Origin of the sequence: Allobosea sp. (genome assembly GCF_017308075.1) — a bacterium.
Classification (GTDB): Bacteria; Pseudomonadota; Alphaproteobacteria; order Rhizobiales; family Beijerinckiaceae; genus Allobosea.
On record NZ_JAFKFX010000024.1, the window covers coordinates 299,032 to 311,756 of the forward strand.

The 12,725-nt window shown below is 66.8% G+C and carries 14 protein-coding genes; 5 read left to right on the plus strand and 9 right to left on the minus strand.

The window, feature by feature from the left end; genetic code table 11:
* The first annotated feature begins 298 nt into the window (after positions 1 to 298).
* Positions 299 to 1,999, plus strand: coding sequence for an adenine deaminase (ade, locus tag J0J10_RS04725; protein ID WP_291645486.1), 1,701 nt, complete (start codon positions 299 to 301; stop codon positions 1,997 to 1,999).
* Positions 2,000 to 2,059: 60 nt separating this feature from the next.
* On the opposite strand, the gene J0J10_RS04730 is transcribed toward ade, so the two are convergent.
* The 6 genes from J0J10_RS04730 to J0J10_RS04755 all read right to left on the minus strand — a co-directional run bounded on the left by J0J10_RS04730 (position 2,060) and on the right by J0J10_RS04755 (position 7,557).
* Positions 2,060 to 3,025, minus strand: coding sequence for an Ldh family oxidoreductase (locus J0J10_RS04730; RefSeq protein ID WP_291645487.1), 966 nt, complete (start codon positions 3,023 to 3,025; stop codon positions 2,060 to 2,062).
* The gene (locus J0J10_RS04735) at positions 3,022 to 3,954 is read right to left on the minus strand and encodes a hydroxyacid dehydrogenase (RefSeq protein WP_291645488.1); all 933 of its coding nucleotides are present in this window, start codon (positions 3,952 to 3,954) and stop codon (positions 3,022 to 3,024) included. The genes J0J10_RS04730 and J0J10_RS04735 overlap by 4 nt, the downstream gene beginning before the upstream one ends.
* A gap of 24 nt (positions 3,955 to 3,978) precedes the next feature.
* A complete protein-coding gene (locus tag J0J10_RS04740; protein WP_291645489.1) occupies positions 3,979 to 5,031 on the minus strand; it encodes a YeiH family protein in 1,053 nt (350 codons plus the stop codon).
* Positions 5,028 to 5,615 (minus strand): GNAT family N-acetyltransferase, encoded by a 588-nt coding sequence (locus J0J10_RS04745; protein ID WP_291645490.1) that lies wholly within the window; start codon positions 5,613 to 5,615, stop codon positions 5,028 to 5,030. Before J0J10_RS04745 ends, J0J10_RS04740 begins: the two co-directional genes overlap by 4 nt.
* A 300-nt stretch (positions 5,616 to 5,915) precedes the next feature.
* Positions 5,916 to 7,067 carry a UxaA family hydrolase gene (locus J0J10_RS04750; protein WP_291634828.1) on the minus strand — a complete coding sequence of 384 codons (1,152 nt, stop codon included), beginning with the start codon at positions 7,065 to 7,067 and terminating at the stop codon, positions 5,916 to 5,918.
* Positions 7,068 to 7,269: 202 nt separating this feature from the next.
* The gene (locus tag J0J10_RS04755) at positions 7,270 to 7,557 is read right to left on the minus strand and encodes a UxaA family hydrolase (RefSeq protein ID WP_291634670.1); all 288 of its coding nucleotides are present in this window, start codon (positions 7,555 to 7,557) and stop codon (positions 7,270 to 7,272) included.
* A gap of 88 nt (positions 7,558 to 7,645) precedes the next feature.
* Between J0J10_RS04755 and J0J10_RS04760 the strand changes: the two genes are divergently transcribed.
* The 3 genes from J0J10_RS04760 to ruvX all read left to right on the plus strand — a co-directional run bounded on the left by J0J10_RS04760 (position 7,646) and on the right by ruvX (position 10,026).
* Positions 7,646 to 8,410 carry a GntR family transcriptional regulator gene (locus J0J10_RS04760; RefSeq protein ID WP_291645491.1) on the plus strand — a complete coding sequence of 255 codons (765 nt, stop codon included), beginning with the start codon at positions 7,646 to 7,648 and terminating at the stop codon, positions 8,408 to 8,410.
* Positions 8,411 to 8,486: 76 nt separating this feature from the next.
* Positions 8,487 to 9,491 (plus strand): tripartite tricarboxylate transporter substrate-binding protein, encoded by a 1,005-nt coding sequence (locus J0J10_RS04765; protein ID WP_291645492.1) that lies wholly within the window; start codon positions 8,487 to 8,489, stop codon positions 9,489 to 9,491.
* Positions 9,492 to 9,543: 52 nt separating this feature from the next.
* Entirely contained in the window at positions 9,544 to 10,026 is a 483-nt protein-coding gene (gene ruvX, locus J0J10_RS04770) for a Holliday junction resolvase RuvX (protein WP_291645493.1), read from the plus strand.
* A gap of 9 nt (positions 10,027 to 10,035) precedes the next feature.
* On the opposite strand, the gene J0J10_RS04775 is transcribed toward ruvX, so the two are convergent.
* Both J0J10_RS04775 and J0J10_RS04780 read right to left on the minus strand, forming a co-directional pair.
* Positions 10,036 to 10,395: a hypothetical protein gene (locus tag J0J10_RS04775; RefSeq protein ID WP_291645494.1), complete on the minus strand. Its 360-nt coding sequence runs from the start codon at positions 10,393 to 10,395 to the stop codon at positions 10,036 to 10,038.
* A 149-nt stretch (positions 10,396 to 10,544) separates the two neighbouring features.
* Positions 10,545 to 10,958 carry a hypothetical protein gene (locus J0J10_RS04780; RefSeq protein ID WP_291645495.1) on the minus strand — a complete coding sequence of 138 codons (414 nt, stop codon included), beginning with the start codon at positions 10,956 to 10,958 and terminating at the stop codon, positions 10,545 to 10,547.
* Positions 10,959 to 11,249: 291 nt separating this feature from the next.
* On the opposite strand from J0J10_RS04780, the gene J0J10_RS04785 reads away from it, so the two are divergent.
* On the plus strand, positions 11,250 to 11,516 hold the full coding sequence (locus tag J0J10_RS04785; RefSeq protein WP_291645496.1) for a hypothetical protein: 267 nt from the start codon (positions 11,250 to 11,252) through the stop codon (positions 11,514 to 11,516).
* Here the strand turns inward: J0J10_RS04785 and dprA are convergent, their stop codons facing one another.
* Positions 11,517 to 12,725 carry a DNA-processing protein DprA gene (gene dprA / locus J0J10_RS04790; RefSeq protein ID WP_291645497.1) on the minus strand — a complete coding sequence of 403 codons (1,209 nt, stop codon included), beginning with the start codon at positions 12,723 to 12,725 and terminating at the stop codon, positions 11,517 to 11,519.

Below are 12,725 nucleotides of genomic sequence, written 5' to 3' on the forward strand. Positions count from 1 at the left end.
TTGGCAACGCCGACATAGAGCGCGCCCTTCTTGCTCGCGAGAAGTTACATCCACATCTCAGGACCATAGCGCGCCGTCGTCCCGGCGAAGCAGAGTGTAGACCCGTGACCCATTCTGGAGCGTTCCCAGGACAGACACGGAAACCTGCCGCAGTCCTGGGCCGTTCCGGAATGGGTCCCGCATCGGCGCGGCGGCGCAGCTTGCCCGCAAGGGCACCGCGAAACTCATGCATCGCCAAGTCGACATCCCGGCAAGGCGCGTGCAATTTCCTTCGATCGACGCCATGGAGGGCTCAGCCATGACCGACGCAGCCACCCTCGCCCGCCGGATCGCGCAAGGCCGCGGCGACGAGCCCGCCGATCTCGTCATCCGCGGCGCGAAATTGCTCGACCTCGTCTCCGGTGACCTCGTCGAGACCGACATCGCGCTCTGCGGGGACTCGATCGTCGGCACCTATGGCCACTATGAAGGCAAGGTGCTCTTCGATGCCAAGGGGCTGATCGCCGTCCCCGGCTTCATCGACACGCATCTGCATGTCGAATCCTCGCTGGTGACGCCGCTCGAATTCGAGCGCTGCGTGCTACCGCACGGCGTCACCACCGCGATCTGCGACCCGCACGAGATCGCCAATGTGCTCGGCGCCGAGGGCATCCGCTATTTCCTCGCCTGCGCCCAGGCGATGCGGATGGATCTGCGCGTCCAGCTATCGAGCTGCGTGCCGGCGACACATCTGGAAACCGCCGGGGCCGCGCTCGAAGCCGGCGACCTGATACCCTTCATGAACCACCCGAAGGTGATCGGCCTCGCCGAGTTCATGAACTTTCCCGGCGTGCTGCATCGCGACCCCGGCTGCCTCGCCAAGCTCGCGGCCTTCGCGGAGCGCCATATCGACGGACATGCGCCGCTGGTCCGGGGCATGGATCTCAACGGCTATCTTTCCGCCGGTATCCGCACCGACCATGAGACGACGACGCTCGACGAAGCCCGAGAGAAGCTCGCCAAGGGCATGGCGATCCTGATCCGCGAAGGCTCGGTCTCCAAGGACCTGCATGCGCTGATCCCGCTGATCACCCGCGACGCCTCGCCCTTCCTCGCCTTCTGCACCGACGACCGTAATCCGCTCGACATCGCCGAGGAGGGTCATCTCGATTTCATGATCCGCACCGCGATCGCCCACGGCGCCGACATTCTTGCGACCTACCGCACCGCCAGCCTGTCGGCCGCGCGCAATTTCGGCCTGTTCGACCGCGGCTTTATCGGCGCCGGCAAGCGCGCCGACATCGTGCTGGTCGAGGACCTCGCCGCCTGCCGCGTCGCCCGGGTCTTCGCCGGGGGCAGGCTGGTCGAGGAGGCGCTCTTCAGCGACCGCCGGGCGGTCGCGCCGGTCGGCCTCGCCAGCGTGAAGAGCCGGCATTTGACGCCGGACGATTTCACGGTCCGCGCCCGCCCCGGCGAGACGCCGGTGATCGGCGTCGTGCCCGGCCGGATCATCACCGAGCGACTGTCCATGCGCCTGCCGGAGCAGGACGAGGCCGCCCTGCCCGACCTCGCCCAGGATGCGATCAAGGTCACGGTGATCGAGCGCCATGGCCGCAATGGCGGTGTCGCCACCGGCTTCGTCCACGGCTTCGGCATGAGGCACGGCGCCATCGCCTCCTCCGTCGGCCATGACAGCCATAATCTCTGCGTCGTCGGCGTCGACGAGCCGTCGATGGCGGCAGCGGCGAACCGGCTGATCGCGCTCGGCGGCGGCTTCGCCGTGGCGGAGGCCGGCGAGATCACGGCCGAGCTCGCACTCCCCGTCGCCGGGCTGATGAGCGATCGCCCCTTCGAGGAGGTCCGCCATGGGCTCGAGGCCCTGCGCGCCGCAGCCAAGGCGCTCGGCGTGGTTCTCGCCGAGCCCTTCCTGCAGGTCGCTTTCCTGACCCTGCCAGTGATTCCGCATCTGAAGATCACCGACAAAGGCCTTGTCGATGTTGATCGTTTCGATTTCGTCTGAACACCTGCGCATGCCTCGGCCAGAGAGGCTCGGCTCAGGCCCGGGCGAGACGCGGCAATGTCAGAGCTCGACCTCGATCCCTTCGGCTCGCGCCTTGGCCCGCAATCCATAGCGCCTCATGCCCGGCAAGCGCGTTCCCGGCTGCTCCTCGATCATATGCGCCAGCAGCTTCATGCGCTCATCGAACCAGTGGCCGCCCATGCTCGTCGGATCGATGGCGAGGATGAGCTGGCCCGTATCGGGCGGGCCGCCCTTGTCGTCGAGGAAGGAGGAGGCCTGGAAGGCGAAATGGGTACCGACCAGAGCGGCGGCGAGGATCTCGACCATCATGGCGAGCGTCGCGCCCTTGGCCTCGCCGAGCGGCACCATCGTGCCGGCGAGCGCAGCGGCGGGGTCGGTCGTCGGCTTGCCGTCGGCATCGAGCGCCCAGCCCTCGGGAATGGCCAGCCCCTTCTGCCTGGCGGCGACGATCGGCCCGCGGGCGACCCTGGACAGCGCCATGTCGATGACGACAGGCTCACGGCCGGCGAGCGGCGCAGCGAAGGCGATCGGGTTGGTGCCGAAGACCGGCTTCGAGCCGCCCCAGGGCGCGATCGCACCAGGCGTGTTCGCAAAGAGCAAGGCGACCAGACCCTGCTCCGCCAGTCGCTCGACATGGTGCCCCGCGGCCCCGCAATGATTGGAGCGGCGGATCGGTGCCGCGACGATGCCCTGCCAGCGCGCCATCTCCGGCAACTCGACGATGGCGAGGTCGATCGCCGGATAGGCGAAGCCATGGGCGGCGTCGATGGCCAGCACGCCGGGTCTCGGCTGGCGCGCCGTCGGCACGGCCTGTCCATCGATCTTGCCGGATTTCAGCATGGCGAGATAGGTCGGCACGCGCGACAGGCCGTGGCCTTTGAGCCCGTCAGCCTCCGCCGCGACCAGGGCCTGCGCCACCGAGGCGGCATTGGCGGCCGACGCACCGGCCGCGACGAACAGCGCCGCGACCTTCTCCTCCGCTTCTGCGAGCGACAGCCGCGTCATGCCCGGCCCTCCAGGGCAGCGATCACCCGCTCGGCGACGAGCCCGGAAACCCGGCCGTTCGATTCGATCGTATTGCCGGCGATATGCGGGGTCAGGATCAGGTTCGGCGTGCCGGCGAACAGCTTGGCGCCGTCCGCCTTGAGCGGCTCCTGCTCGAAGACGTCGAGCGCCGCTCCTGCGAGCCTGCCGCCCTTCAGCGCCGCGACCAGCTCGGCCTCGTCCATCACGCCGCCGCGCGCCGCATTGATCAGGATCGCATCCGGCTTCATCCGGGCGAAAGCCGCCGCACCGATCACGCCACGCGTCTCGGGCGTCAGCGGCAGATGGATCGAGATCACGTCAGAGGTCGAAAGCAGGGCATCGAGCTCGAGCTTCTCGACGCCCTGCCAGGCCGGCGCGTCGGCCGGCACATAGGGATCATAGGCGGCGACGCTCATGCCGAGCGCCTGGGCATGCCGGGCGACGTCGCGCGCGATCGCGCCGAAGCCGACCAGCCCCATGCGCTTGCCGGCGATCTCCCGGCCGATCAGCTTCGTCTTCGGAAATTCGCCGGCGAGCATCGCCGCATTGGCGAAATAGGCCCCGCGCAGCAGCGTCATCGCCGTGCCGATCACATACTCGACCACGGAGAGAGAATTGGCACCGGTCGCCGGGAAGACCTTGATCTCGCGCGCCGCGCAGGCTGCCATGTCGATATTGTCGAGGCCGACGCCGAGCCGGCCGACGACCTTGAGGTTCTTCGCAACGGCGAGCAGATCGCCCCGCACCTGCGTCTGGTTGCGCACGATCAGGGCCGGAACCGTGGCGACCAGCCGCGCCAACTCTTCCGGTTTGCCGAACAGCTCGGGATCGTGATGCACGGCGTAGCGCTCGCGCAGCGACGCCACCGCCGCCTCGTCCATGAATTCGGTGATGACGATGTCGGTCATGGCTTCCTGCTCGGTTGGCCGTGTTCAGCCCATGAGGATCAGGCCGCTCGTGGCGACCAGGAGGATGACGAGGCTGGTGCCCGTGACCAGGGCGATATGGCGCCAGCCGAGCCGCGCCATCGCCGCGATCGAGGTGCCGAGGCCCAGCGCCGCGATGGCGATCAGCAGCCCCCAGCGCGAGGCCTCCAGCAGCACGTCGCGGATCGGGCCGTAGACACCGGCAAAGGCAGGCTGGGTGGCAAGGATGCTGTTCACCAGGCACAGAAGCAGGAAGACGATGGCGAAGACCGGCACAGGCACCTTGGCCTCGCCATGCTCGCCGCCATGGCGCGTCAGCCACCAGCCGACGATCAGAACCGCCGGCAGCAGCATGAAGACGCGGAAGAGTTTGACGATGACGGCTGCGTTGGCCGCCTCGTCCGAGACCGACTGGCCGGCACCGACGACCTGCGCAACGTCATGGATGGTCGAGCCCAGCATGACGCCTGTCTGCTGCTCACTCAGGCCGAGCCAGACGCAGATCAGCGGATAGGCCAGCATCGCGACCGTCGAAAGCGCGTTCATCGCGATCACGGTGAAGGCGATGTCGGCGGCCTTGTTGCGGTAATCGGGCACGACCGTCGCCGTGGCGAGCGCCGCCGAGGCGCCGCAGACGGCGGTGGCGACGCCGCCGAGCGCGCCCATGCCGGTTTCACGGCCGAGCAGGCGCGCCAGCACGAAGCCGGAGACGATGGTGGCGGCCATCGAGACCACGACCAGCACGGCCGTGCCGAGGCCGAGCGCGACGATGTCGCCGAGCGCGATGCGCAGTCCGAGCAGCGCGATCGCCCAGCGCAGCAGCTTCTTGACGCAGAAGGTCATGCCCGGAACGAAGCGCTGATTGTTAGCGACGAGATGCAGCGACATGCCGATCAGCAGCGCGATGACGACGGCGGGGACGCCGATCCTGCCGCCGGCCATCTGCTTCAGCACCGGCTCGGCCAGCACCGAGACGATGGCCACGACCGTCGAGAGCACGATGCCCGGCAGGAGCGGGCCGAGCCCTTTCGCCAGACGCGGGATGGCAGCTTCGGTCATGATTGCAAATCGATCCGGTACATCAGGCGCTCCTCGGGGCCGTAGAATGGAGCGACGAAATTCTCGACGAAAAGCCCGCCATTCTTCTCGATGATCCGCCGCGAGGCCGCATTCTCGGCGTCGCAGGTGATCTTGACGAAGCGCAGGCCGATTGCGCGGGCTTCGGCGAGCACCGCCGCCAAGGCGGCGCTGGCATAGCCTCGCCCGGCATGGCCCGGCAGGATCGTATAGCCGACATGGCCGAGGACATGCGGCGGCAGCGTCGTGACCGGCCGGCCGGCGGCATCCTCCTGCCAGCGCAGGTTGATCGAGCCGACGAAGGGGCGCTCAGGCTGATCGATGGCGATGATCCAGCGGATGATATCAGGCAAGCGCTCGACTTCGCTGCCGTCATGCAGACGAATCTTGCCACCCCGTCCGTTCAGCCCGGCCAGGAACATGGCGGGATCGGCCGCGATCGCCGCGAGTTGCTCGGGCGCGACGTCGCGCATCGTGTTCGGGGACCAGCCCGCTTCCAAGGCATGGACATAGGCGGGCAACACGTCCCGCCCTGGCGCATGCAGTGAAACGATCCTGTCCGACACTCTTGCCTCGTCGCCCCTGGAGATCTTGCTCCTTAAAGCCCGCAGATCTCGCCGGAAACCACCGTCGTCATCCTGGCGAGCCAGGCTCGGCCCGGGATCCATCGTAGTGCGCGAGGGCCTTACAATGGTTTCCGGATCTGCACGGCTGCGCCGCCTATCCGGGATGACGACGTGGCTCCGGAGAACACCCGCATGCTCTATAGCATCGGACCGAAAAGTGGACTCCACTTTTCGGAAAACTCCGATGCGATAACAATGAGATAGATCACCGTGACCGCGTCCGAACGGACGCGCGGCGATCTAGGCGCTGCGGTATAGCTTGGTCATCGAGAATTCGCGATGGCCCAGCGCCTCGGCTGCCGTGAGGCGGCCATTCGCTGTGCGCACGATGTTCTCGATCAGCGCGTCGCCGGCCTGCGGAATCGTCATATCGCGGCGCAGGATACCGGAGACGTCGACGTCGATATGCTCCGGCATGGTCCGCATCGTCTTCGGGTTGCCGGTGATCTTGATCACCGGGACGATCGGGTTGCCGATGACGTTGCCCTGCCCGGTCGGGAAGGTGTGCACGACAAAACCGCCAGCCGCCATCAGGGTCACGCACTCGGCCGCAGCCGAGGAGGTGTCCATGTAGTAGAGCCCCGGCCCGTTCGCCGGCGTCTGCGCCGGCTCCAGGATGTCGATGAACTTGCACTCGCGGCCGATCTTCTCGAGATTGCCGAGCGCCTTTTCCTCGATCGTCGTCAGGCCGCCGGCGATATTGCCCTTGGTCGGCTGCGAATCCGAGAGGTCGTCGGTCTTGTGGGCCTCGATCACGTCGTCCTGATAGGCCTTCCACATCTTGTACCAGCGCTCGCCGACCTCCGGCGTCGCGGCGCGCGCCTTGCAGAGATGCTCGGCGCCGGTGATCTCGGAGGTCTCGCCGAAGACGCCATGGACCCCGCGCGGAATCCATTTGTCGTACATGTTGCCGACCGTCGGGCAGGAGGACAGGCCGGTCGTCGTGTCCGACTCGCCGCACTTGGTCGAGACCCAGAGCTCCTCGATGCCGCATTTCACGCGCTGCAGCTCGGTCGCCCACTGCACGAACTCCTTCGCGACATAGGAGGCGCGGGCGATGGTCGAGATGTCGCCATGACCCTCGATGCCGAAGCCGACCACCGGCTTGCCGGTCTTGGCGATGCCGTCGACGACGCGCTTGGTCCAGCCATCCTCGATGCCGATCACGACCACGGCCGCGACGTTCGGGTTCGCGCCGGTGCCGATCAGTGTGCGGAAATGGATTTCGAGGTCCTCGCCGAACTGCAGCCGGCCATAGGCATGCGGGATCGCCAGCGTGCCCTTGACGTTGTTGGCGACGGCCTCGCAGGCGGCATTGGAGAGATCGTCGAGCGGCAGCAACAGGACATGATTGCGCACGCCGACGCGGCCGTTCTCGCGGCGCCAGCCCATGAAGGAATCGAGCGAGCGGCCGCTCGGGCGCTTGATCTGCGGAACCTTGAACTCTGGCGCCTCGATCTTGCGGCCTTTGATGCGGCCCAGCTTGCCCTTCACGAGATCGAAATTGGCGACGATGGAAGACATGGAAAAATCCCTCGGCTGAGGGCTCGACCCGCTCGGGGAGCCCGATTTCAGGAATCGCGGCGGGCGAAATTCACCAGCGCTTGGTCTTCACATTGTGGATGTGGAGATGCTCGCCCTGGCGGATGTCACCGATGGCCTTGCCGATGTCCTGGCCGTATTTCCAGATCGTGTCGCCCTTCTTGATATCCTTCAACGCGACCTTGTGGCCGATCGGGATATCCATCTTGGCGGTCAGGCGGAAATCGGAATTGTCGTGAGTTACGACGCCGAGCATGTCGGTCCCGGCCTTGAGGCCCTCGACGACGACGACGCCGACGGTGTCCTTCTTCTCGTGCACCAAGAGATGCGGCTTGCTCATTGCGGCCTCCTTGCAGCTTCCTCGGATCGGTCGTCGCTCTCCGAAATCGGGGCTCGACCTTGCTTATCTCAAGTCTTATATAAGACACATGAGTGTGCACAAGCTCGAAAATGCAGCGCGGCCCGGCGAGGCCGGAATGCCGGAGGCGCTGGGCTTCCGTCCGCTCTATCGGCAAGTGAAGGCCATCTTCGTGCGCCGGCTCGTCGATGGTGTCTGGGCACCCGGCGCCGTCCTGCCGAGCGAAGGCCAGCTCGCCGCCGAGATCGGCGTCAGCCAGGGCACGGTGCGCAAGGCGCTGGACGAACTCGCAGCGGAGAATCTGGTCGTGCGGCGCCAGGGGCGCGGCACCTTCGTCGCCGAGCATGACGAGCGGCGAATCCTCTTCCAGTTCTTCAAGCTCGCACCCGATCAGGGCGCGCCGCGCTTTCCCGACAGTGTCGTCCTCAGCACCAAGACGGCCTTCGCCGATGCTGGCGAACGCGAGGCGCTCGACCTCGCAGACAGCGAGACCGTCATCCGCATCCGGCGACTGCGCTCACTCGGCGAGCGGCCGCTGATCGTCGAGACCCTGAGCCTGCCGCAGCGACTCTTTCCGGGGCTCGAGACCGGGCCCGTTCCGAACAATCTCTACAGCCTCTATGCCGGCCATTACGGCATCACCATCGCCCATGCCCGGGAACGCCTCAAGGCTGTGGCGCTCGGCAGCGAGGACGCAACCGCGCTCGGCGTCGCAGCCGGCGATCCCGCATTACAGATCGACAGGCTCGCCCTTTCGCTCGACGGCATGCCCGTCGAGCGCCGGCTCAGCCTGTGCCTGACACAGGAGGTCCACTACCTCTCCGACCTGCGCTGAGGGGCGCAAGGTCGGCAGAGACCGCACTTTTCCAAGCAAGCCGCCGCAGAGCGGTCAGCCCAACCGGAGGAAGTGAATGATTGCAGGTCTCAGACGCTTGCTGGCGACGCGCCGTAGCGCCCTCGCCGGCTTGATGGCATTCGCGCTTTGCGCGCCCGCCGCAGCCCAGAACTTTCCGACCAAGCCCATCACCCTGATCGTGCCCTTCGCAGCCGGCGGCCCCAGCGACGTGATCGCGCGGCTTCTCGGCGAGCATATGGGCCGGACGCTCGGCCAGCAGGTCGTGGTCGAGAATGTCGCCGGAGCCGGCGGCACCGCCGGAGCCAAACGCCTCGCCAGCGCCGACGCCGATGGACACACGCTGCTGATCCACCACCTGGCCCTGGCCGCCGCGCCATCGCTCTACAGCAATCTCGGCTATGACACGCAAACCGCCTTCGCCCCGGTCGGCCTGGTCAATACCGGCCCGATGGTCATCGCCGGCAAGCTCGCTTTGCCACCGGTCGACGGCAAGGCCTTCTTCCCCTTCGCCAAGCAGCAGGCCGACAAGCTGACCATCGCCCATGCCGGCGTCGGCTCGAACGCGCATCTTTGCGCCGTTCTGCTCTCCCAGGCTCTCGGGGTGAAATTCGCCCAGGTCGCCTATCGCGGCACAGGCCCGGCGATGAACGATCTCGTCGCTGGCCAGGTCGACGTGCTCTGCGATCAGTCGACCACCGCCGTCCCGCAGATCCAGGGCGACAAGATCCGCGCCTATGCGGTGACCTCGGCCGAGCGCCTCGACGTCCTGCCCAATGTCCCGACCGCGGAGCAGGCCGGCACCAGGATCGACATGACGATCTGGCACGGGCTCTACGCCCCGAAAGGCACGCCTACGGCGGCGCTCGACAAGCTCAACACGGCTCTCGCCGGTGCGCTGAAGCAGCCGACCGTGCTCGAACGCTTCAAGGCCGTCGGCACCAGCGCCTTCCCACAGGCCGAATGGAGCCGCGAGGCGCATGCAAAGCGCTTCGCAGCCGAGATCGCCAAATGGGCGGCCTCGCTCAAGGCGGCCGGCGTCACCCAGCAGACCGTCAACTGACGAAACCAACGCGCCGCTCGCAACTGCGGGCGGCGCATGGTACCGGCGGAACATGTCCAGCAATCTCGTTCCGCTCGAAACCTATCTCGACCTGCCGGCACATGCCCGGCTGCTCGGACTCGACCTCGGAACCAAGACGATCGGTCTTGCGCTCTCCGATGTCGAGCGGCGGATCGCCAGCCCGCTGGAAACGATCCAGCGCGTCAAATTCGGGCTCGACGCAGCGGCCCTGCTGAAGATCGCCGAAAAGCACGCCATCGCCGGGCTCGTCATCGGCTTGCCGCTCAACATGGACGGAAGCGAAGGCCCGCGCGCCCAGTCGACGCGTGCCTTCATCCGCAACCTCGCGCCTCTCACGGCGCTGCCGATCGTCTTCTGGGACGAGCGCCTCTCGACGCTCGCCGTTACGCGCACCCTGCTCGACGCCGACGCCTCTCGCGCCAGGCGCGCCGCCGTCGTCGACAAGATGGCGGCAGCCTATATCCTCCAGGGCGCGCTGGACCGGCTGGCCCGGCTGACACCCGAGGAGGAATGACCGCGCCGATCAGGGCAGCACATAGCCGCGCTTGATCGCCTTCTTCTGGGCCTCGCGATGGTTCTTCAGGGCCCGCTTCTGTTCCTCGATCGTCATCCGGTTCGCCGGAGTGTCGCGACCGCGACCATAGCCCTGCTCGCGCTGCGCCCGCTCATAGCCGCGATCATAGCCTCGATCATAGCCGCGCTGGTTACGCTGATCGTAGCCGCGCTCGTTGCGGCGGTCATATCCCCGCTCATAGCCACGCCGCTCGTAACCGGGGCGCTGATAACCCTCATTGTAGTATTGCGCCGATGCGGCCGCGGACCAGAAAGCTGCGACGGCAAGCGCGCCGCAGCCGGCCAGCAGGGTCTTCAGCGGGGATTTCATCGTCGTTCTCCAAGTCTGCAGGGCCTTCCCCTGCCGAAACGGCATGTCGGCCGCAAAGGAACGCCACCGCCGCAAGGCGATGGCGATCGTGAATCACTAGGTCCGGCCGGTTCAGAATTGCTTAAGGCTACCGGATCGCAGCACTTGGCTCAGCGATAGCTGCCGCCGGCCGGGTCGCGGATATTCTCCGGCACATAGCCATAGTAACGCGGCGCATAGTAGCGGCGCGGCGCGACATAGACCGGCTCCTCATAGACATAGCGCGGCTCGTAGCCGTACTCGTATCCGTAGACCGGTTCGGCATAGGCCGGCCGGCTGGCCGCAATGGCCGCCGCGCCCAGGACACCGAGGCCGACGCCAGCAGCCACGGCCGCACCGCGGTTGGCACGCCAGCCGCGCCGGTAATAATACTGCGAATAGTCCGCCTGAGCCTTGTCGAGCCTGCCCTTGTCGAAGGACACCGAACGGCCCGGATCGGCCGATGCCGGCGTCATGGTGACGGCCAGTAAGCCACCGGCCAGTGCAGCGGCTATGGTGAGGCGGCTCTTTCCGAAATCAAGCATGGCACCCTCCTCTCGGCGGCATTGCCGCCATGCCGCGGAATCTGGAGAACGGCGGTTGAATGGCTGCTGAACCAATCGCGGCCGAAATGCGGCTGGGAAGAAACGCGCCCGGCGGCGGCAGGTTCCCGGCTCAAGGTGCCAGCGCCTTGATATACACGCAAAGATTGCATTTCTGTTCACTGTTGGGCAATGATCCGTCTTGGCAACCAACCTTACGGTGACCGGAATGGGGTGGCCATCGATGAGAAAAGCAGATTCACTGCTTCGTGAATCTCTCTTAATAGGCCAAACATGACCGAATCCGATGAGAGAAACCGAGATTCCGGCAGAGAAACACCCTCTCCGACGCCAGCTCCAACCGAACCCGGATCCTTTGCAGAAAACCAACTACAGGTTGCATTTTACATCGAGGAAATCAGCCTGGAGCTCCGCGCTCTGGCACGTTCGGCACGGCTCGAGAGCCTCGCCTATTTCATCGACATGGCCCATGTCGAAGCGGAGAGCACGCGACGCCGTTGCGAAGCGCAGATGAGAAGGCCGGCACGTCCCCTGGAATGATCAGAACCGGCGCGAGAGCGCGCCTCCCGCATGACGCTGCACGACGCCGTCCAGTTCCAGCTCGAACACCGCCTGACTGACTTCGCGAGCCGGTGCGCCGCTGGCCCGGACGAGATCGTCGAGCCCGATCGGCGCCGCCCCGATCAGGGTGAGCAGCCGGGCCTTGCGGTCGCAGGCCTCCGCAGCCGGGAGGATCGAAGCTGCTGGGATCATGGCGAGCGCGAGCTCGGGCGCTGCCGCGATGTCCGGCAGATCGAGTTCGTCCCAGAGCGCCTGCGAGGCTGCCGCGCCCTCTCCCTCCTCGCGCGCCAGCATTGGCGGCGGCGCGAACTGATCCCTGCGCTGCAACATCGGTGCGAGCACCTCGATCACATGCGCCGCTTCGGCGCACAGGATCGCCCCCTCCCGGATCAGGTGATTGCCACCCTCGGCCCGCGGATCGAGCGGGGAGCCGGGAACGGCGAAGACCTGCCGCCCCTGCTCATTGGCGAATCGTGCCGTGATCAGGGAGCCGGATTTGCGCGCGGCCTCGACCACGACCGTGCCGAGCGCCAGCCCTGAGACCAAACGGTTGCGGCGCGGAAAGTCGCGCCCCCTTGGTGCCCAGCCGATCGGCATCTCGCTGATCGCCGCGCCGCGCTCGCACAGGCGGCGCAGCAGCGGCAGGTTCTGCGGCGGATAGATCTCGTCTAGCCCGCCGGCCAGCACCGCGACCGTGCCGTTTTCAAGACTGGCCTCGTGCGCCGCGGTATCGATGCCGCGAGCCAGGCCGGAGACAATGACGAACCCCGCCTCACCGAACTCCCGCGCCAGCACCGCCGTGAGCTTCAGCCCGGCGGCCGAGGCGTTGCGCGAGCCGACCATGGCGATGCAAGGACGGTTGAGGACGGTCGGATCGCCCTCGACTGCGAGCAAAGGCGGCGCCGAGTCGATCGCCTGCAAAGGGAGCGGATAGCTCGCCTCTCCCAGCGCGATCAGCCGCGCGCCTCGCCGCAGCAGCATCTCAAATTCGCGCTCGGCCTCGACCAGCGGGCAGATCTTCAGGGTTTTGCCGGCTTGGCGCGCTAGCTCGGGCAAGGCGTCGAGCGCTGCGGCGGCTCCGCCGAACCGATTGAGCAGCGCGCGGAAGGTGCGCGGGCCGATGCTCTCGCTACGGATCAGACGCAGCCATTCGAGGCGCTGTCGATCATCGAGAGCCGGAGCCGGCAT